Below are 19,175 nucleotides of genomic sequence, written 5' to 3'. Positions count from 1 at the left end.
CGTTCGTGTTCCTTCCTAGTTATGATTCGTCGTGACCAGAATTGATCATCGACGCGCCAGAATTTGCTATTTTATGCGCCAACGTCCGTCAGCGCAATATTTGGACGTATTGATCTGTAAAAAAGTCACTGACTTTTTTACAGACAACGAATCCGATTAGTAACCACGCTCTGCCATAATGGCATCTGCAAAGTTCTTCGGTACTTCTGCGTACTCATGAAACTCCATAGAGTATGAGGCGCGACCTTGAGTTGCAGAACGTAGATCGGTTGCATAACCAAACATTTGAGATAGTGGTACTTGTGCACGAATGATCTTTAGCCCTGCAGGGCCTTCATCCATACCTTCGATCATGCCGCGGCGACGGTTTAAGTCACCTACAACATCACCCATCCAATCTTCAGGAGTGGTTACTTCAACTTTCATCATCGGCTCCAGAATAACAGGGTTCGCTTCAAGCGCGCCCTTTCTGAATGCCATTGAACCTGCGATTTTAAACGCCATTTCGCTTGAATCGACATCGTGGTAAGAACCATCAAATAGCGTCGCTTTGATATCCAATACAGGATAGCCAGCTAATACACCGCTATTCATTTGTTCTTCGATACCTTTACCTACTGAGCTAATAAACTCTTTCGGTACCGTACCGCCAACGATCTCATCAACAAAGACGAAACCTTCACCCAGTTCAGAAGGTTCAAGTTTGATCCATACGTGACCGTATTGACCGCGACCGCCAGATTGACGAACGAACTTGCCTTCCACTTCCGCGCTACCACGAATGGTTTCACGGTAAGCAACCTGAGGTTTACCAACGTTGCAATCAACGCTGAATTCACGCTTCATACGGTCAACGATGATATCAAGGTGAAGCTCACCCATACCAGAGATCAGAGTCTGACCTGTTTCGTTATCCGTTTCCACGCGGAAAGATGGATCTTCTGCCGCTAGTTTACCTAGAGCAATAGCCATCTTATCTTGGTCTGCTTGCGAACGAGGCTCAACTACAATCTGAATAACAGGTTCAGGGAATTCCATGCGCTCTAGAATCACTTTGTGGCTCTGATCACACAGGGTTTCACCTGTTGTTACGTCTTTTAGACCGATTGCAGCGGCAATATCGCCCGCACGAATTTCTTTTACTTCTTCACGTTTGTTCGCATGCATCTGTACGATACGACCAAAGCGCTCACGCTTTTCTTTTACTGAGTTGTAAACTGTATCACCAGTATTTACCACACCAGAATAAACGCGCATGAAGGTTAACGTTCCCACAAATGGGTCCGTTGCAATTTTAAATGCTAGCGCAGAGAACGGTTCGTTGTCGTCAGCATGACGTTCAACATCGTTACCATTGTCGTCGACACCTTGAATTGCAGGTACATCAACAGGCGATGGTAAGTATTCAACCACAGCATCCAGTACCGCTTGCACACCTTTATTTTTGAACGCACTACCACAAGTAGCCAGCACGATTTCATTGTTTAGTGTACGAGTACGTAGTGCTTCTTTGATCTCAACTTCTGTCAGCTCACCGTCTTCAAGATATTTATCCATCAACTCTTCGCTGGCTTCTGCTGCCGCTTCAACTAGGTTGTTGCGCCATTCTTCAGCAAGTTCTTGCATGTCAGCTGGAATGTCTTCGTAAGAGAAAGACATGCCTTGATCGGCTTCATTCCAGTTGATCATTTTCATCTTGATAAGGTCGATAACACCTTTGAAATCCTCTTCAGCACCAACGTTAAGTTGGATAGGAACAGGGTTTGCACCAAGACGGTTTTTAATTTGGTCAACAACACGTAAGAAGTCTGCGCCAGTACGGTCCATCTTGTTAACGAATACTAAGCGCGGAACTTGGTATTTGTCTGCTTGACGCCAAACGGTTTCAGACTGAGGTTCTACACCTGATGAACCACAGAACACAACCACAGCACCATCAAGTACACGCAAAGAACGTTCAACTTCAATGGTGAAGTCAACGTGTCCAGGAGTATCAATGATGTTTACACGGTGATCTTGGAACTGTGCGTCCATACCACGCCAGAAGGTGGTTGTCGCTGCAGACGTAATCGTAATGCCACGCTCTTGCTCTTGCTCCATCCAGTCCATGGTAGCAGCACCATCGTGAACTTCACCGATTTTGTGAGAAAGGCCTGTGTAGAACAGAATACGTTCAGTTGTGGTAGTTTTACCTGCGTCTACGTGCGCACAGATACCGATGTTACGGTAGCGCTCAATAGGGGTTTTACGAGCCACGGTGAATCCTCTTAACTTAGGGACTATTGCTATCTTCAAGGGTGATAAAAACGTAACCCCTAGATATAGCAATAGTTCCTAGCATATGCATAGGAACTAAAGAAGTGCTGCGAGGATCCCCGCAGCACTGAAAAGGTATTACCAGCGGTAATGAGCGAATGCTTTGTTCGCTTCTGCCATACGGTGAACGTCTTCACGTTTCTTAACAGCAGTACCTTTGTTTTCTGACGCGTCTAGCATTTCAGCAGCTAGGCGAGCAGCCATAGATTTTTCACCACGCTTACGCGCAGCTTCAACTACCCAACGCATAGCAAGTGCGTTACGGCGAACCGGACGTACTTCTACAGGTACTTGGTAAGTTGAACCACCTACACGGCGAGATTTAACTTCTACCGCTGGGCGAATGTTTTCAAGAGCTTCTTCAAATACAGCTAAGTGATCTTTACCAGATTTCTCAGCCATAGTGTCTAGTGCAGTGTAAATGATTTTCTCTGCAGTAGATTTTTTACCGTCAACCATAAGAATGTTAACGAATTTTGCCAGCAATTCAGATTTGAATTTTGGATCTGGAAGGATCTTACGCTGACCAATAACGCGACGACGTGGCATGGATATTCTCCGTTGTCTTTTTCAGGTTATCCAAAACTTTTCAGTTTCTTCAAAAATTAAATATTTTAGTGTTTGGCCTTACTTAACGGAATCCATTAAGACTTAGGACGTTTCACACCGTACTTAGAACGACCTTGTTTACGGTCGTTTACGCCAGCACAGTCAAGCGCGCCGCGAACAGTGTGGTAACGTACACCCGGAAGGTCTTTTACACGACCGCCACGGATTAGTACAACACTGTGCTCTTGAAGGTTGTGACCTTCACCGCCGATGTACGATGTAACTTCGAAGCCATTTGTCAGACGTACACGACAAACTTTACGAAGTGCTGAGTTAGGTTTTTTAGGTGTAGTAGTGTAAACACGAGTACATACACCACGTTTTTGTGGGCACGCTTCTAGTGCTGGCACGTTGCTTTTAACAACTTGCTTTGCACGAGGCTTGCGAACCAACTGGTTAATAGTTGCCATTAACTAGCTCCTGAATTACTTGAAAGTAAGCTTTGTGAAAAATCTATCCCTATCTTGCTTCGGTGCAAATGCACTTCATACAAATAGGGACGCAAAATTCTATGCAGCAGTGAGAGGTGTGTCAAGAAATATACAGATCTTTTTTAACCTTCGAGACACCAACGGCACTTCCTCGAGGGCAAATAAAGACAATCTGTTAATTCCAAGTCAACGATGTTGAGTGCGTAACAGTAAGTTCGACAAAGCCGGCAAAGTCCACCACGCTTAGCGATGGGCTAACTCGGTTCGAAATTCCACGCGCTAATGCATCTTCTTCTAGTAACAAAACATCCATTGGCTTGAGTATAGTAAACTGCGGATGTTGTGCATTGCTGACGTAGACTGAATCTTCCACCAATAACACTTGATCGCCCTCTTGGTAGGCATTGGCGACTTCAACTAGCGCCTGTGGGGTTTGAACAATATGCAACATAGTAGATTCTCAGAACGACAATAATTTGCGGGCTTGATGTAATTTTAGCTGGATGCCCGCGGTATCTAAACGCTCAGCTTCAATCACTAAATCAGCTTGCGCAAGTCCACGCTGTGCCAGCGAATCGGCACAGACAAACACTTGCTCAATATCATACAGGTCAAACAACTTCAGCATAGGCGCATAATCTTTGCTTAAAATTCCTTGAGGTTGCTGCCCTTGTAATAGCTGATAAACACCATCCCCGATAAACAGCACGCTGATATCTTCACAATAGGCCGAAGCTGCAAGCAGTGCGTCTATGCCTTCACGACCGGCAGTGGTTTTATGAGGCGAGCTTCTAAATACGTAAGTTAGTTGACTCAAAACTGCACCACTCTATCTTGGGTTAACATCGCTTCAGCTAAACTGCCTAAACCGGCCTGTGTGAACCCATCAGCAAGATTGTGCTGAACAAGACCATGTTGGGTTGCTTCGCTATGACTGACGATGCCACGGCGCAGTGCAGCCGCCACACAAGTCTCCAAGCGCACCTCATGTTGTTGAGCTAAGGTTTGCCATGCTTTGGTCAGATCAAACTCGTCGTTGGCAGGGACACTCAATGCCGAACCATTTCCTACGCCATCTTGATAAAAAAACACACTCACGAGAGTGTGTCCTTTAGCAACTAATGCGTTAGCGAACTGGTAGGCGCTCCGCGCAGCTTGCGTGCCGTACACGGAACCATTCACGACCAATGTATAGGTTAGAGACACTTCTCTTCATCCTCAATTTTTCGCTGACGAATATACAGATAAACCGTATGTTTCGAGATATTGAGTCGATCGGCAACGCGGTTAATCGCATCTTTGATGTCGAAAATACCTTTGTCGTACAACTCCATCACGATTTGACGGTTCTTGGTGTTGTTCGATACCGATTTATCGGCGTTGATCTCTTCAATGGTGCGTTCAACCGTTTGGTCCACCAGCTCTTCCACATCACTGGCAAAGTTTACTGACGATGCAGCATCTTTGGCTTCTTGAGTTGGCATGAAAGATTGTAGTACTTGCGAAAACGGCGCGTCCAAGTTGACGTTGACACACAACAGACCAATGACTCGGTTGTCACCATTGCGAATCGCGACGGTGATCGACTTCATCAATACGCCGCCTTTGGCACGCGTAAAGTACGAACGAGAGAAGTTGCGCTCCGAGCCTTCGATATCTTTCAGCATTTTCAATGCCAGATCGGTGATTGGCGAACCCACTTGGCGCCCCGTATTTTCACCGTTGGCAATCTTGATTGCCGAGGTATTCAGATCTTCGAGTGAGTGCAATACGATTTCACAAAACGGCCCAATCAAACTGGCAATACCGTCTACGACTGCTTCGTAAGATCTTAGAATGATTTTATCGTGCTCACTGAATGGCATCACGTGGACGGATTCCATTTCGAGCAACATATCCGTATTTAAGGTTTCAGTCGTGGTCACTTTCTTTAGCCTTCGAGCGATAAATCAACAAATTGATGTAAGTTTATCAGAAATTTTGAATAGAACACCTAGCTATACCGCCAACTAGTGATTTAGAACAAATAAATCATTGGCTCTGCGCCGCAATTTGCGTTACAGCTCGACGGTTTAGCGCCTCAACACTCGACGACACTGGTAATACAGAGATAAAAAAAGACTCGGCAATGCCGAGTCTTTACTATTTGCGATTTGAGATGACGCCTAGTCGATTATTGAGCTGGCTTGTCGATGTTGACAAGTTCTACTTCAAATACCAATGTTGAGTTGGCTGGAATCGTTGGTGTATCTTGGCTGCCGTAAGCAAGTTCTGGTGGTAGCACAAACTTGAATTTAGAACCCACTGGCATTAGCTGTACGCCTTCAGTCCAGCCAGAGATCACGCGGTTAAGCGGGAAAGTAGCGGTCTCATTGCGATCGTATGAGCTATCAAATTGGGTACCGTCGACCAAAGTGCCTTTGTAATGCACTTCAACAGTATCAGTATCTTTTGGCTTCGCACCATCACCTTGAGTGATCACTTGGTACATTAGGCCAGAATCGGTGGTCTTAACACCTTCTTGCTTCGCGAACTCAGCACGGAAATCCGCGCCAGCTTTCAATGCAACTTCAGCGGCAGCTTTGGCTGCTTTTTGTTGCTCTTCTGCTTTCACTTGCATGATATCAGCAACACGCTTATCTAACGCTTCTAGCGCCGCGCGAGTTTGCGCTTCATCCAGTGCAACGTCGCCAGCAAATTGGTCAGAAATACCTTTTAGTACCAACTCTTTGTTCAACGTAATGCCAATTTCACTTGGCTTATCGAGGCTTTGAGATAGGTAACCAGCAAATGAAACACCAATTGCGTATGCAGCCTTGTCGTCTTCCGTCTTAAAGTGAACCGCTTCGCCTGTTTCTGCTTGAACTTGTTCAACAACCGGTGCAACTTCTTTTTTTGGTTCTTCTTCTTTTTGACAGCCTACCGCTAGCGCAACCGTCGCCGCAAGCAATGACACTTTAAAAATCGATTTCATTTAATTCTCCAATTAAGGCATTTTGTCTTTGTGCACAAATCTTTAATAAAAACTGGTACGCACTCGCATGTTATACCAATATAGCCAATATGCGTCTGAATGAAACGTAAACCAAGTGGATAATTGGACTTGATGCGGATAATTTTTAACTCTCTACTCATTGGCTTTGTCATCACAGCGTTAAATGGCTGCTTTTTCTGGGCCTCTGACGATCAACGCTGGGAACTCGAGCCCAAAGGAACAACCAGTTTCGCGCTCAGTCGTGACGCTCGCTTTGCTTTGTTGTACTCAAAAGAACATCAATTGGTTCTTTGGGATCTTTATGAATCCCAGCAACTGGCTTCACTTGGCGCGCAAGACCAACAAGCCAATAGCGTTTCACGAATTCGCATTTCAGATAATGCCCGCTATGCGGTCACCGCAACCCAGCTAAACTTCGCGGTTTGGGATCTCGCTTGGAGCCAAGCTCAAGGGCTATGGTCAATCTCCGACGGTACTATCCGTGATATCGACATATCCAGTAACGGTGAACAAGTCTTGCTTGGCCTATCGAATGGTAAAGCGATCCATATCAACTTAGTCACCGGACGGCGACTAGAGTTCCTTGCCCACAACGAAAAAGTCAATTCCGTCGCTCTCTCCCCAAATGGCCGTTTCGCCTTAACCGGAGGCAATGATTACAAAGCTTATTTGTGGGATACCACCAGCGGACAGATTCAACATACTTTTGAGCATGATCAGCGAGTTAATCGCGTCGCCTTACATCGTGATGGTCAATATGCATTTTCCTCTGACGGCGGAAATCATGCGGTCGTGTGGGATCTCGTCAGCGGCAAAGAAGTCAGCCAACTGCGTAGCTTCTCACGCCAACTGATTTTTTCCAGTGCTCGCTTTTCTGATGATGGACTAAGATTAGTCACCGGCACTCCGTCGAGTCGCGTATTGGTCTGGGATTCGCTAACCGGTAAGCGTATAGAAGGTTTTGAAGCGGAGCCTTTAAAAGATGCTCGTCCTCCACGAGCAGTAGTGTATGATGCGGCCTTCGATAATCAACATCGCGTTGTCTCTGGCACCTCTGCCGGCATCGCCCAGGCTTGGACATTAGATTAATACCATGACAGAAAAGCACATCACTGAACTTGAAAACCGTATTAACGACCTTGAATGTCAACTTGCTTTCCAAGAGCAGACAATTGATTCATTGAATGAGGCATTGAGTCAGCAACAGCTGTTGATTAGCAAGATGCAAGATCAGATGAAATACGTCGCGGGCAAAGTAAAAAATTTGGACTCGTCAAACCTTGCCGATCCATCAGAAGAAACGCCACCACCACACTACTAGGCTAACTACCGACAGAGTCATCTCGCACTCTTAGCTTGGCGGTGGACGCTGCGTTTAACTAAAACAGTACGCGATCACCGCTCCTGCAACCACCAAACACCCGCCAATACGTCTCAACTGGGCATCCGGTTGACGGCTTAGCTCTGCCACCATATTACGCCAACCATTTGGGGCGACCAATGGCCCAAGCCCTTCAACAATCAGCACCAGTCCAATCGCTAACCAGATTGAATTTGACATCACACCATCTCACTTAAAAATTTAGGCAAAAAAAAGGCTCCTAAAAAGGAGCCTTTGCGATTGCTTATCAGGCCGCTTATTTCGCTGGCGCACCTTTCGCATTGTTCATGTATTGGAAGAACTCGCTGTTCGGGTCCAAAACTAGAATGTCGTTCTTGTTGCTGAATGATTTCTCATACGCTTTCAATGAACGCAAGAAACTGAAGAATTCAGGATCTTTGCTGTAAGCATCAGAGTAAATCTTCGCTGATTCGGCATCCGCTTCACCACGTGTTACTCGTGCAGTACGGTCCGCTTCAGCCAACGTCGTTGCCACTTCAAGTTCCGCTTGAGCACGGATAACTTCCGCTTTCTCACGACCTTGTGAACGGAACTTACGCGCTACCGATTCACGCTCAGCACGCATACGCTTGTAGATTGAATCACTGATGTTGTCTGGAAGGTTGATTTTCTTCATACGGAAATCAACAATCTCAACACCCAAGTCATCCATTGCACTCTGACGAGAACCATTCAAAACGTTCGCCATGATGACATCACGTTCGCCATCAATCTCTAACGCTTCTTTCGCTGCTTCTGTCGTCACCACGTTATCGATGTTATCTGCTGGAGGCAGTACATCTTTATTACGCGGACCCGATACAATTTGCTTGATTTCACGCGAACCGATTTCAGAACGTAGTAGATCTGTCACTTTACGTTCTAGCAACGTTTCAGCGGTCAATGTGTTACCGCCACCTGTTGCTAGATAGTATTGGCCGAAATCCTTGATACGCCATTTCACGTAGGTATCGATGATCACGTCTTTTTTCTCAGACGTTACAAAACGATCCGAACGACCATCCATTGTTTGAATACGAGCATCCAGTGTTTTCACACTGTCAAACATAGGCATTTTGAAATGTAGACCTGGTTCGTAGATACGAGCGATTTCATTGTTATCTTTCAGAACTCGACCAAAACGAATCACGATACCGCGCTCGCCTTCTGGGATCACAAACAGTGACATCAGCATGATCGATAAAGCAACAACCAATACAGGGATCATTAACTTACGCATTATTAGTATCTCCCTTGGCGCGAATCAGATGAACGAGATGAAGTGTCTGACGTTGACTCCGTAGTTTTCGACTCAAGCTCAATTTGATCGTAAGTTGAAGATGACTTCGAACTACGCTTAGTTTGAGTTTGACCTTCTTGACCTGCCAGCTTATCGATTGGTAGGTAAAGTAAGTTGCCGCTCGATTCAGAATCGATCAGAACCTTCGAAGTATTTGAGTACACTTCTTCCATCGTATCTAGGTACAAACGATCACGAGTCACGTCTGGCGCTGCTTGATACTCTGGCAGTAGTTTTTCAAACTGAGCAACTTGACCTAACGCTTCGTTAGTCACACGCTCAGAATAACCCAATGCTTCTTTCTTCAAACGCTCTGCACGACCCGTTGCTTTGGGCAAAATGTCGTTACGGTAAGCTTCTGCTTCACGCTCAAAACGCTCAGCATCCTCACGAGCTGCGATAGCATCATCAAATGCATCTTTAACTTGCTCAGGTGGACGTGCTGACTGGAAGTTCACATCAACAATCGTCAAACCCATATCGTAATTAGCGATAATGTCGTTCAACGTTTCTTGTGTATTTTGACGAATTTGCTGACGACCGCTGGTTAGAATGCTATCCATCAGTGAGTCACCAATAACCGCACGTAGCGCAGAATCTGTTGCTTGGCGTAAGCTGTCGTCTGCGTTAGTCACTCGGTATAGGTATTTATATGGATCGGAAACACGGTACTGAATATCCATGCCTACCGTCACAACGTTTTCGTCTTTGGTTAGCATCGTGCCAGAAGCACGTAGCGAGCGGATCGCTTGAACGTTAACTGCGGTCACTTCATCGATAAAACGAGGACGCCAGTTAAGACCCGGATCGACGATGCGGTTGTCATACTTACCTAAACGAAGCACAACGCCACGTTCAGCTTCACCAATGGTGTAAAAACCAGAGAAGAACCAAATTGCTACCGCGATAGCTGCAATCACACCAACACCTAGTGCACCGCCACCGCCGATAGAAGGGCCCTTACCGCCTTTTCCACCACCAAATTTGCCACCCAGCTTCTGACTCAGTTTGTTGAAGACTTCGTCTAAGTCTGGCGGTCCTTGTTCACGGCCACCTTTGTTACCGCGATTATTATTACCCCATGGGTCATTATCGCGGCCTTTGTCGCCGTTATTATTACCAGGCTCATTCCACGCCATTAGAAAGCTCCATCATTTGATATGACGTTATACTGTAGCAGTCATTTAAGTAACTATAAAGTCACGTAAAACTGCCCCTTCTCTTTTTTCAAGTCTAGACCAATCTACCTGTTGCATGCGGATATTTATCAACAAGTTACCATCTTGATCATATTCTTCTTGCTGAATACTCTTCATTTGGAAGAATGTACTGCGTAATCGCCCTTGATATTGCGGCGGAACACACAGTTGATATTGAATCATTTGACTGGCTAAACGTTCTGTCAGCGCCTCAAACAACAGCTCAATACCGATGCCTTCCATTGCCGACACCCACACAGTGCGTGGAATGCCTTCTTCATCACGTTCAATACGTGGTTTTTGGTTTTCTAGATTATCAATTTTGTTCATCACAACCAAAGAAGGCACCTCGTGGGCATCAATCTCTTCTAAGACGATCTGAACAGCTTGCATGTTCTCACGAAAACGTTCATCACTGGCATCAACAACATGTAACAAAATGTCAGCTTCTTGCGTCTCTTGTAACGTTGCCTTAAAGGCTGCAACAAGATCGTGAGGTAAGTGTCGAATAAACCCTACCGTATCAGCCAGTATTGCTGGGCCAACATCAGCAAGTTCGATTTTTCGCAGCGTTGGGTCCAACGTTGCAAATAACTGATCAGCAGCATAAACGCCAGCTGCAGTAATACGGTTAAACAGCGTAGATTTCCCTGCGTTGGTATAACCGACTAATGAGATGGTTGGTATTTCTGCTCTATTTCGCGCACGGCGTCCTTGTTCACGCTGTTTGGCCACTTTGTCCAAACGACGCAGGATTGCTTTAATACGCTCACGCAATAAACGACGGTCAGTTTCTAACTGCGTTTCACCTGGCCCACGTAAACCGATACCACCTTTTTGTCTTTCAAGGTGCGTCCAACCACGAATCAATCGCGTAGAGATGTGTCTTAGCTGAGCAAGCTCAACTTGCAATTTACCTTCGTGGGTTCGAGCGCGTTGTGCAAAGATATCGAGAATCAAACCGGTACGGTCTACCACTCGACATTGACACAGAGCTTCGAGGTTACGTTCTTGGGCAGGAGAGAGGGCGTGATTAAAAATCACGATATCAGCATCAGTTGATTGCACAATTTGTGCGATTTCCTGAGCTTTACCCTCACCGACATAGTATTTCGGGAGTGGAGCCTGACGACTACCCGTTACGACTTGTAACGAGGATACGCCAGCAGAAGACACCAACATCTCAAACTCGCTGAGATCTTCCCACTCCCCTTCTTGCGTGAAGTTGATATGAACAAGTACGGCTCGCTCACCGGCTTCATAACGGTCAAACAAGCAATCAACTCCTCAAAGTAAAACGATTTGTACTCAGAGATTAATCTTCCGATTTCTCTGGGCGATCACCTTGTGGACGATCACCGCTGTGGTGGCTCACTGGACGAGCCGGAACAACAGTTGAAATTGCGTGTTTGTAAACCATTTGGTTAACAGTGTTCTTCAATAAGATCACAAATTGATCGAATGATTCGATCTGACCTTGAAGTTTAATGCCGTTCACGAGATAGATAGACACTGGAATACGTTCACGACGTAAAGCGTTTAAGAACGGGTCTTGTAAAGATTGCCCCTTAGCCATTTTATTTTCCTTATTTTGTAATTTTGTTTTAGTTATTTAGCTAGTGGTTAGTTGCAAGCAGCCAAACTGCTGCATCAGAGCTAAACGAATAAAAAACACCCTGAGTTACTGTTATGAAGGCAAATACCTCAAAATTCAAGTAACAGATCCTTTATCGGGCACATTCACGCAAAAGCGATCACATTATACACAGCTTCGATCGTCTGATGCCACGGCATTTGAGACGGTTTCTAGTGCTTGTTCAATGTTTTCACTATCTAACCAAGTTAAATTATCCCAGCTGCGTAACCAGGTAATTTGTCGCTTGGCCAATTGGCGGGTCGCACAGATACCGCGGAAAACCGCATCATCTAAAGTGCAATTCCCATCCAAATAGTCCCACATCTGTCGGTAACCAACACAACGAATCGATGGTAGATCAGGATGAAGATCTTCACGCGCATACAACGCCTTCATCTCTTGCTCAAAACCTGCTTCAATCATCTTTTCAAAGCGTAATTCAATACGACGATGGAGTTCAGCCCTTTCCTTGGGTGCTATAGCAAACTGCTTAACGTTAAACGGTAGGCTCTCACCTTTAGTTTGCGTCAGCTCAGTAAGAGTTTTACCTGAAATTCGATAAACTTCCAACGCTCGTGACAACCTTTGCGGATCATTACGATGTATACGTTCAGCGGAAACGGGATCGACTTCACGTAACTGATCGTGCAGTACCTCCCAACCATGAGTCAATGCTTCTTGCTCAATTTGTTTACGAATTTCAGGGTTTGCAGCCGGAAGTGGTGATAGACCTTCCAATAATGCTTTGTAATACAGCATCGTACCGCCAACCAACAACGGTATTTTGCCTTGAGCAACGATATCATTCATCTCACGCAATGCATCACGACGAAAGTCTGCCGCGGAATACGATAATGCCGGATCTAAAATATCAATTAAGCGGTGCGGTGCTAACGTCAGTTCATCGGCATTCGGTTTTGCGGTGCCAATATCCATACCTTGATAGATCAACGCGGAATCAACCGAGATGATCTCAATTGGGTATTTCTGGCGTAAACGGATCGCTAAGTCCGTTTTACCTGATGCGGTCGGCCCCATTAAAAAAAGGGCTAGTGGTAATTGTTTATTCATAGGTTAAAAGCTGCGATCGTGGCAGAGAAATCTATCGGTCTAACAAATGCTGAGTCTTGTAAAGGTAGCCTTCCTTGCCAAAGTTGTTCAACCTCAGCAATGATTTGGATAGCTTCGGACAAAGTGTAGTCGCTTTTTACGCGAGTCACTTGATCCGCTAACCAATTGGCGAGCAATTTAGCCTCAAGGTTTGCAGGACTAAGTCCTTTTGCCTGTTGCGAGTTGACCTGTTGCAAGGAAGATACGGCGTAAGATAACAGATCTGGGATCAACTGTTGTAGGTTTTGTTGTCGTAGCGGCGCCGGGACGCCCATTACCATCACCGCTTGAGCCGAACGGCATTTTAGTTCGATGCCAAAACGGGCAAACAGCACTTGATGATCGTGATAGGCAGCGATCAATTCTGGCTCAAGTTTTAGAGATAATGGCACCAACAATGGCTGGCTTTTGAGCGGCTGCTCAGCCACCTGTAATTGGCCGCAAACTCGCAGCCATTCAGCTTGAGCAAGAGAAACAACATGCGCCCCCTGCTTATCTGCCATCATGACAAAACGGCCAGAAGCCATACAAATAGCTTTACCTAACGCTTGAATGGGTTGTGCTGCGATAGGTGAAGATTCAATGCTCGGGCTTAATTGCACACCAGCATCAATATGTGGTGTCTGCAATAGCTGTTGGTAAGCGGTTACTTCTTGTTTGGATGGCGCAGGTGAACCATAACGCTCCGGCTCACGTCCGCCATTGCCGACGTGATCACGAGATCGCTTAGTGCTGCTTTCTTGCCAATCACTACGAGGGGCACTCTCACGCACAGCTGCTTGGTTAGCTCGTTGCTCATGATAATCCGTTCGACCAGGATAGGCCGGCGTGTTCTCTACCGCATGATATACACGCTGTGGTACCGCCGACTCCGATTGCCTTGGCGGTGTTAGCGTTGTATCTGTGCTACCGGCATCAGCGAACGGGCCTTCATCACTATCAATTTGATTTGCCGTTGTCGCGCCATCATGAAAAGCCGATGATTTGACTTCTGGTTTATCAATATGATGACTTTGCGCTAAAGCGTCAGCCAATGCTTGGTAGATAAAGTCATGGACTAATCTAGCTTGATGAAAACGCACTTCATGTTTAGCAGGATGCACATTGACATCGACTTGATGCGGGTCAATCTCGATGAACAAGACGTAAGTCGCGAATTGATCAGGACGCAAGCTCATTTCATAGCTTTGACGTATCGCGTGGTTGATCAATTTATCACGCATCATGCGGCCATTAACGTAACAATACTGCAAATCACTTTGTTGACGCGCACCTTCAGGGCTGGTGATCCAACCATGCAGTTTTAGGCCTTGGTGCTCTAATTCGATTTTCAGCATGTGACGCACAAACTGGTTACCACAAACCGCCGCAATACGCTTTTCAGCCTGCGCTTCCGTTTTCGCGGCGCGGTATTGCTTCATCATTTTTCCGTTGTGACGCAAATTAATCGTCACATCAAAACAGCTCAACGCGATACGTTTGATCAATTCATCAATGTGGGCAAATTCCGTTTTTTCAGTACGAAGGAATTTACGTCTGGCTGGTGTATTAAAAAACAGATCCAGCACCTCAACAGAGGTGCCCAATGGATGGGCTGCAGGTAATAAGCTCACCGCCATATCACGGCCTTCACTGTGCGCAGCCCAAGCTTGTTCTTGCGTGGCCGGTCGAGACGTCAATGTTAAGCGAGAAACAGAGCTAATACTGGCAAGCGCCTCTCCGCGAAAGCCCAAACTCATGATGGCTTCCAGATCGTCTAAACAGTGTATCTTGGAGGTCGCATGACGACTGAGCGCCAAACCTAATTCATCTTTGGCAATCCCTTTACCGTTGTCACGCACACGGATCAGCTTAGCGCCACCTTTCTCAATATCAATATCGATACGAGTGGCGCCAGAATCAATACTATTTTCAACCAACTCTTTAACGACCGATGCCGGGCGTTCAACCACTTCACCCGCCGCAATTTGGTTTGCCAGTCGGGCGGGAAGAATTTTGATCGTCATATCGGCTCGCTATTAGTTGTGAGGAATAATCAGCACCTGACCCACGGCCAGTTGATCGGATCTCAGATTATTGGCTCTACGTAAGCTATCAACTGAAACATTATATTGGCGAGCAATCTTTCCTAGGAATTCGCCGCCCTTAACCTTGTGCTTACGCAGCGGTTGATCTTTTAAACTGACGGTGATCTTCAGTTTCTGACCTAATTTTAGTGTATCTGAGCGTAATTTATTCTCTCGCTTAATCGCCGCAACAGAGACTTTATAGCGACTGGCAATCTTGCCAAGATAGTCCCCTTTGGCGACCACATGAGTCAGGGTTTTCGTTTCGACCGGATTACGAACCACAGGCACCGAGACTGAATTTGATGCTCCTGGGATAGTTAACGTTTGTCCGACCGCTAATCTGCTACTTTTCAGTTTATTCGCCTGCATGATCGCCTTGGTCGAACTACCATATTTTTTGGCGATAACCGACAACGACTCACCGCGAGCAACTTTGTGTTTAATACTCTGACCACGATTGGCAAACAAAGTGCCCTCTGGTGGGTTTTCTTCAAAGTACTGCACAATGGCTTTGGCCAACGCGCGTGCTAGCTTGTCTTGGTGACTGCGTTGGAAGAGCAATTTTTCTTCGGTTGGGTTAGAGATAAAACCCGTTTCAACCAATACCGATGGAATGTCAGGAGATTTCAATACCGCTAAGCTAGCATTAACTGGCTCTTTCTTGTGCAAGCGCACGCCGACACGGCCCATCTCGCCCAGAATTTTCTTCGCCACTTTATAGCCTTCTTTTTGAGAATGACTAAATTGCAAATCGAGCAACGTTTGGCTGACGTTCTTATCGTTATTATTTTTCGCTAGTACCTCACCAGCACCACCTAACAACTGCGACTGTTCTTCGTGGTTCTCAACCCAGCGGGCAATTTCCGTATTGGCGCGGCGAGTATTGAGCACAAACACCGAACCCCCACGTGGTTGTGGCGAATGAAATGCATCAGCGTGAACGGAAACCAACAAATGCGCTTTATTCTGACGAGCAATACCCGAACGTTTATTGAGATTAACGTAATAATCACCACGACGAGTGAGCACGGCTTTCATGCCAGGAACGGCATTGATTTGATCGGCAATTTTCTTTGAGATCGCCAAGGTTGCATGCTTTTCGTATTTACGCGTCGGACCAATTGAACCAGGATCTTCACCACCATGTCCGGCATCAATAGCAACCACGATATCGGCGGTACCTAGCAACTGTGAAGCATCACGGCTAACTTGCGTTTTACTCGGTGAAGTCGTCACTGCCGCAGGCTTACTTCCGCCATGATCAAAGTCAACCACCAAACGATGGCCATATTGGCCACCTGGCGTAGGTGCCAGCTTAAACAGTTGTGCTGGCGCGTTCTTAGACAGCTCAAACACCAAGCGATAAGTGCCCGCCTGAGGTGGCGAGCTCTTACGAATCTTCTTTAATACTGGGCTACCTTTCACCGCGAGAGGTAGGTTAGTTTTCAGCTGAGTGTCTTTAAGATCCACCACCAAACGGTCGGGACTCGACAATGAAAAATAGCTGAACTCCGCTTCCGATTTGAGATCGATAACGACGCGGGTCTCATCAGGTGATGGCCATACTCGGAGACTTTCTAATGCATTTGCCCATAATGAGCTGGAAAACAAACACAATGCCAATGCACATGAAAGATAGACAGCACGTAAAGATTGACTGATCAACATAACTCCAACTGGTCTAAAAGACGACGTCCATAATCATTATTAGCCACAAGCTCAACAACTCGAGCTTCACCGTTATAGCGAATATCAATATCAAGATCAGCATCAGGTAACATGCCCACCCCTTTCTCTGGCCACTCAACCAAACAAATCGCATCAGGGGTAAAATAGTCACGAATCCCCATAAATTCGAGCTCTTCTGGGTCGGCAAGACGGTATAGATCAAAATGATAAACTTGCCATTGATCCAATTGATAAGGTTCAACCAAGGTGTAGGTTGGACTTTTCACATTACCTTGATGGCCTAATGCACGCACAAAACCACGGCTAAATGTCGTCTTTCCCGCACCAAGATCACCATGCAGATAGATGGTGGTTTGTTGCGAGCATAGATTGGCCAACGCCGTTCCTAGCTGAATCGTCGCGTTTTCATCGGATAGGGCGAATTGTTTTGAGCTCATGACTGTTTTTCTCGTAAATGACTATATAAAAATCAAAAGAACTGGAATAGTAAACTGGGTTGGAATTGAGAGACAAGCTCTCTTATGTAAGTTAACGGAAAATAATCGTCAATTAAACCCGATTTGTTGGCTAGATCCCGCGCTGAAGATCTTGTAAGATCCTGCCCCCTTTGTATGAGCGACGCTAGCATGAACTATCAAGAACTCGCAGATAACATCAAAATTTGGGCCAAAGAGCTTGGTTTCCAAAAAGTAGGCATTTGCGATGTCAATTTGCAAGAACATGAAGCTACGCTACAAAAATGGCTCGATGCCGGTTACCACGGCAGCATGGATTGGATGGCTCGTCATGGCATGATGCGCGCAAGACCCAATGAGTTATTGCCGGGAACCGTGCGTGTAATTAGCGTTCGTATGGATTACCTACCACCAAAAGCCCAGTTTGCTACCAATCTGAATGATCCGACCCAAGCTTATATTAGTCGCTACGCATTGGGCCGTGATTACCATAAACTGATCCGCAACCAGCTCAAAAAGCTAGGGCAGATAATAGAACAAGAAGTCGGCGCTTTTGGTTACCGACCTTTTGTCGATTCAGCGCCTATCTTAGAACGTCCATTAGCCCAAAAAGCTGGTCTAGGTTGGACAGGGAAACATTCTCTTATCTTAGACAAGGAATGTGGCTCGTGGTTTTTTCTTGGGGAACTGCTGATCGACTTGCCATTGCCCGTTGACACCCCAAGTGAAGATCAGTGTGGTAAATGCAAAGCCTGCATCACCTCTTGTCCGACGAATGCGATTGTCGAAGATGGCGTCGTTGACGCTCGTCGCTGCATCTCTTATCTCACGATTGAATTCGATGGTGTCATTCCCGAAAAGTTTCGTAAACCGATGGGGAATCGTATTTATGGCTGTGATGACTGCCAATTGGTTTGCCCATGGAATCGCTTTTCATCATTAACTGACCAAAATGACTTCCACCGTCGCCAATCTTTACACAATCCAAACCTGATCGAACTCTTCGCTTGGGATGAAGCGAATTTTTTGAAAAACATGGAAGGTTCCGCCATTCGTCGGATTGGGCATATTCAATGGCTGCGTAATCTTTCAATCGCAATGGGGAATGCCCCTTACTCACAAGAAATTGTTGAAGCACTGCAAAGCCGCAAAGGTATTTCGCCTTTACTGGATGAACATATCGATTGGGCACTCGCAGAGCAGCAGCAACAAGTCAGAGAAAAAACAGGCATCGATATTGCCCATCAACGACTTATTCGGATTATCAATAAAGGCATACCTAGAGATGCATAATATTTGCCACCTGACTAGTGTGGTTATTTGACTTGGCTCTAAAATCCTAGATGTGGAAAAACAACCAGTCTCATGTCGGTTTGGATGCAGTGATAAAAGTTAATCACAAGTGTAAGAAATGATTAGGATCAAATAAAAAGCACTTAATGATCCAAAAGATGGAATTGATCAGACGCTCACACCTAGCAAAATCCTTACAAATCAATACATTGAATTAAAATTAGATTTTTAAAACTACAATTTATTAGTAAATGATCTTTGTAAAACTGATTTATTCAGAACTAAGTTTCAGGTTACCCACCAAGTTATCCACACGATGTTTTTTGTGGATAAGTCTGTTAATTAATCAATCGAAGTCACACAGCACGCGCCGTTTGCTTAATTATTATCAACAATTCAATTGGATAATAACAAAGACAAAAGCGCCAGCCATATGGCAGCGTATTTATATAATTTTGGGTTTTATGCTTCACAGCATTAGAAAGAGCGATTGGCCTTACATGGCCAGATCAAATGAAGTGTTCATTTGAGGGGACTCTAAAGCAATTTGGCTGATGCCTATGTGCTTTATATCTTCATCATGAAGAAAATGGAGCGACACATCGGGTTCGAACCGATGACCTCAACCTTGGCAAGGTTGCGCTCTACCAACTGAGCTAGTGTCGCATGAATAATCGCTGTTGCAATTACTC

The 19,175-nt window shown here is 45.7% G+C and carries 21 protein-coding genes and 1 tRNA gene; 4 read left to right on the top strand and 18 right to left on the bottom strand.

The genetic code is table 11. From position 1 onward, the window contains the following. Nucleotides 1-156: 156 nt before the first annotated feature. The 8 genes from fusA to fkpA form a co-directional block, all read right to left on the bottom strand. Complete coding sequence (gene fusA / locus RH85_RS20705; protein WP_006714699.1) at nt 157-2,256, bottom strand: elongation factor G; 2,100 nt, start codon at nt 2,254-2,256, stop codon at nt 157-159. Between the two features lie 138 nt (nt 2,257-2,394). Beyond that, complete coding sequence (gene rpsG / locus RH85_RS20700; RefSeq protein ID WP_006714698.1) at nt 2,395-2,865, bottom strand: 30S ribosomal protein S7; 471 nt, start codon at nt 2,863-2,865, stop codon at nt 2,395-2,397. Nucleotides 2,866-2,960: 95 nt separating this feature from the next. After that, complete coding sequence (gene rpsL, locus RH85_RS20695; protein WP_004399892.1) at nt 2,961-3,335, bottom strand: 30S ribosomal protein S12; 375 nt, start codon at nt 3,333-3,335, stop codon at nt 2,961-2,963. A gap of 196 nt (nt 3,336-3,531) precedes the next feature. Next, a complete protein-coding gene (gene tusB / locus RH85_RS20690) occupies nt 3,532-3,807 on the bottom strand; it encodes a sulfurtransferase complex subunit TusB (protein ID WP_006714697.1) in 276 nt (91 codons plus the stop codon). 9 nt (nt 3,808-3,816) lie between these two features. Then, a complete protein-coding gene (gene tusC / locus RH85_RS20685) occupies nt 3,817-4,173 on the bottom strand; it encodes a sulfurtransferase complex subunit TusC (RefSeq protein ID WP_006714696.1) in 357 nt (118 codons plus the stop codon). Then, entirely contained in the window at nt 4,170-4,562 is a 393-nt protein-coding gene (tusD, locus tag RH85_RS20680) for a sulfurtransferase complex subunit TusD (RefSeq protein ID WP_006714695.1), read from the bottom strand. The genes tusC and tusD overlap by 4 nt, the downstream gene beginning before the upstream one ends. Beyond that, nucleotides 4,553-5,281 carry a helix-turn-helix transcriptional regulator gene (locus tag RH85_RS20675; protein WP_005595147.1) on the bottom strand — a complete coding sequence of 243 codons (729 nt, stop codon included), beginning with the start codon at nt 5,279-5,281 and terminating at the stop codon, nt 4,553-4,555. The genes tusD and RH85_RS20675 overlap by 10 nt, the downstream gene beginning before the upstream one ends. Before the next feature lie 248 nt (nt 5,282-5,529). Further along, nucleotides 5,530-6,330 (bottom strand): FKBP-type peptidyl-prolyl cis-trans isomerase, encoded by an 801-nt coding sequence (gene fkpA, locus RH85_RS20670; protein ID WP_006714694.1) that lies wholly within the window; start codon nt 6,328-6,330, stop codon nt 5,530-5,532. Nucleotides 6,331-6,462: 132 nt separating this feature from the next. Between fkpA and RH85_RS20665 the strand changes: the two genes are divergently transcribed. Further along, nucleotides 6,463-7,440: a WD40 repeat domain-containing protein gene (locus RH85_RS20665; RefSeq protein WP_006714693.1), complete on the top strand. Its 978-nt coding sequence runs from the start codon at nt 6,463-6,465 to the stop codon at nt 7,438-7,440. A 4-nt stretch (nt 7,441-7,444) separates the two neighbouring features. After that, nucleotides 7,445-7,672 carry a SlyX family protein gene (locus RH85_RS20660; RefSeq protein WP_006714692.1) on the top strand — a complete coding sequence of 76 codons (228 nt, stop codon included), beginning with the start codon at nt 7,445-7,447 and terminating at the stop codon, nt 7,670-7,672. 54 nt (nt 7,673-7,726) lie between these two features. On the opposite strand, the gene RH85_RS20655 is transcribed toward RH85_RS20660, so the two are convergent. From RH85_RS20655 to tsaE, 9 genes are all read right to left on the bottom strand, one after another. Then, nucleotides 7,727-7,912 carry a DUF2065 domain-containing protein gene (locus RH85_RS20655; protein ID WP_006714691.1) on the bottom strand — a complete coding sequence of 62 codons (186 nt, stop codon included), beginning with the start codon at nt 7,910-7,912 and terminating at the stop codon, nt 7,727-7,729. Between the two features lie 76 nt (nt 7,913-7,988). Beyond that, complete coding sequence (gene hflC / locus RH85_RS20650; RefSeq protein WP_006714690.1) at nt 7,989-8,972, bottom strand: protease modulator HflC; 984 nt, start codon at nt 8,970-8,972, stop codon at nt 7,989-7,991. Between the two features lie 2 nt (nt 8,973-8,974). Further along, complete coding sequence (gene hflK, locus RH85_RS20645; protein ID WP_006714689.1) at nt 8,975-10,171, bottom strand: FtsH protease activity modulator HflK; 1,197 nt, start codon at nt 10,169-10,171, stop codon at nt 8,975-8,977. Nucleotides 10,172-10,216: 45 nt separating this feature from the next. Further along, on the bottom strand, nt 10,217-11,506 hold the full coding sequence (gene hflX, locus RH85_RS20640) for a ribosome rescue GTPase HflX (RefSeq protein WP_006714688.1): 1,290 nt from the start codon (nt 11,504-11,506) through the stop codon (nt 10,217-10,219). A gap of 40 nt (nt 11,507-11,546) precedes the next feature. Beyond that, nucleotides 11,547-11,807, bottom strand: coding sequence for an RNA chaperone Hfq (gene hfq, locus RH85_RS20635; protein ID WP_004415850.1), 261 nt, complete (start codon nt 11,805-11,807; stop codon nt 11,547-11,549). A gap of 183 nt (nt 11,808-11,990) precedes the next feature. Next, the gene (gene miaA / locus RH85_RS20630; RefSeq protein ID WP_006714687.1) at nt 11,991-12,938 is read right to left on the bottom strand and encodes a tRNA (adenosine(37)-N6)-dimethylallyltransferase MiaA; all 948 of its coding nucleotides are present in this window, start codon (nt 12,936-12,938) and stop codon (nt 11,991-11,993) included. Continuing rightward, on the bottom strand, nt 12,935-14,983 hold the full coding sequence (gene mutL, locus RH85_RS20625) for a DNA mismatch repair endonuclease MutL (protein WP_006714686.1): 2,049 nt from the start codon (nt 14,981-14,983) through the stop codon (nt 12,935-12,937). The genes miaA and mutL overlap by 4 nt, the downstream gene beginning before the upstream one ends. Before the next feature lie 12 nt (nt 14,984-14,995). Next, a complete protein-coding gene (locus RH85_RS20620) occupies nt 14,996-16,714 on the bottom strand; it encodes a LysM peptidoglycan-binding domain-containing protein (RefSeq protein WP_006714685.1) in 1,719 nt (572 codons plus the stop codon). Then, on the bottom strand, nt 16,708-17,172 hold the full coding sequence (gene tsaE, locus RH85_RS20615; protein WP_006714684.1) for a tRNA (adenosine(37)-N6)-threonylcarbamoyltransferase complex ATPase subunit type 1 TsaE: 465 nt from the start codon (nt 17,170-17,172) through the stop codon (nt 16,708-16,710). The genes RH85_RS20620 and tsaE overlap by 7 nt, the downstream gene beginning before the upstream one ends. A gap of 189 nt (nt 17,173-17,361) precedes the next feature. On the opposite strand from tsaE, the gene queG reads away from it, so the two are divergent. Together queG and RH85_RS23795 are read left to right on the top strand one after the other, a co-directional pair. Continuing rightward, on the top strand, nt 17,362-18,483 hold the full coding sequence (gene queG, locus RH85_RS20610) for a tRNA epoxyqueuosine(34) reductase QueG (RefSeq protein WP_006714682.1): 1,122 nt from the start codon (nt 17,362-17,364) through the stop codon (nt 18,481-18,483). A gap of 251 nt (nt 18,484-18,734) precedes the next feature. Next, nucleotides 18,735-19,013, top strand: a complete 279-nt coding sequence (locus RH85_RS23795; protein ID WP_138956511.1) for a FlaD/FlaE family flagellar protein — start codon at nt 18,735-18,737, stop codon at nt 19,011-19,013. A 60-nt stretch (nt 19,014-19,073) separates the two neighbouring features. Here the strand turns inward: RH85_RS23795 and RH85_RS20605 are convergent. Continuing rightward, nucleotides 19,074-19,149: transfer RNA gene (locus RH85_RS20605), tRNA-Gly, on the bottom strand. Nucleotides 19,150-19,175 lie beyond the last annotated feature (26 nt).

The sequence above is a fragment of the Vibrio ichthyoenteri ATCC 700023 genome, assembly GCF_000222605.1.
GTDB classification, from domain to species: Bacteria; Pseudomonadota; Gammaproteobacteria; order Enterobacterales; family Vibrionaceae; genus Vibrio; species Vibrio ichthyoenteri.
This window is presented reverse-complemented; position numbering and strand designations above follow the sequence as displayed.

What these genes read in the sequence shown, in the direction of transcription:
- miaA (WP_006714687.1), bottom strand. Translation starts at nt 12,938, where the DNA reads ATGAATAAACAATTACCACTAGCCCTTTTTTTAATGGGGCCGACCGCA.
- tusB (WP_006714697.1), bottom strand. Translation starts at nt 3,807, where the DNA reads ATGTTGCATATTGTTCAAACCCCACAGGCGCTAGTTGAAGTCGCCAAT.
- queG (WP_006714682.1), top strand. Translation starts at nt 17,362, where the DNA reads ATGAACTATCAAGAACTCGCAGATAACATCAAAATTTGGGCCAAAGAG.
- RH85_RS23795 (WP_138956511.1), top strand. Translation starts at nt 18,735, where the DNA reads ATGATCTTTGTAAAACTGATTTATTCAGAACTAAGTTTCAGGTTACCC.
- rpsG (WP_006714698.1), bottom strand. Translation starts at nt 2,865, where the DNA reads ATGCCACGTCGTCGCGTTATTGGTCAGCGTAAGATCCTTCCAGATCCA.
- RH85_RS20660 (WP_006714692.1), top strand. Translation starts at nt 7,445, where the DNA reads ATGACAGAAAAGCACATCACTGAACTTGAAAACCGTATTAACGACCTT.
- RH85_RS20655 (WP_006714691.1), bottom strand. Translation starts at nt 7,912, where the DNA reads ATGTCAAATTCAATCTGGTTAGCGATTGGACTGGTGCTGATTGTTGAA.
- fkpA (WP_006714694.1), bottom strand. Translation starts at nt 6,330, where the DNA reads ATGAAATCGATTTTTAAAGTGTCATTGCTTGCGGCGACGGTTGCGCTA.
- hflK (WP_006714689.1), bottom strand. Translation starts at nt 10,171, where the DNA reads ATGGCGTGGAATGAGCCTGGTAATAATAACGGCGACAAAGGCCGCGAT.
- hflC (WP_006714690.1), bottom strand. Translation starts at nt 8,972, where the DNA reads ATGCGTAAGTTAATGATCCCTGTATTGGTTGTTGCTTTATCGATCATG.
- hfq (WP_004415850.1), bottom strand. Translation starts at nt 11,807, where the DNA reads ATGGCTAAGGGGCAATCTTTACAAGACCCGTTCTTAAACGCTTTACGT.
- RH85_RS20665 (WP_006714693.1), top strand. Translation starts at nt 6,463, where the DNA reads ATGCGGATAATTTTTAACTCTCTACTCATTGGCTTTGTCATCACAGCG.
- mutL (WP_006714686.1), bottom strand. Translation starts at nt 14,983, where the DNA reads ATGACGATCAAAATTCTTCCCGCCCGACTGGCAAACCAAATTGCGGCG.
- tsaE (WP_006714684.1), bottom strand. Translation starts at nt 17,172, where the DNA reads ATGAGCTCAAAACAATTCGCCCTATCCGATGAAAACGCGACGATTCAG.
- RH85_RS20620 (WP_006714685.1), bottom strand. Translation starts at nt 16,714, where the DNA reads ATGTTGATCAGTCAATCTTTACGTGCTGTCTATCTTTCATGTGCATTG.
- rpsL (WP_004399892.1), bottom strand. Translation starts at nt 3,335, where the DNA reads ATGGCAACTATTAACCAGTTGGTTCGCAAGCCTCGTGCAAAGCAAGTT.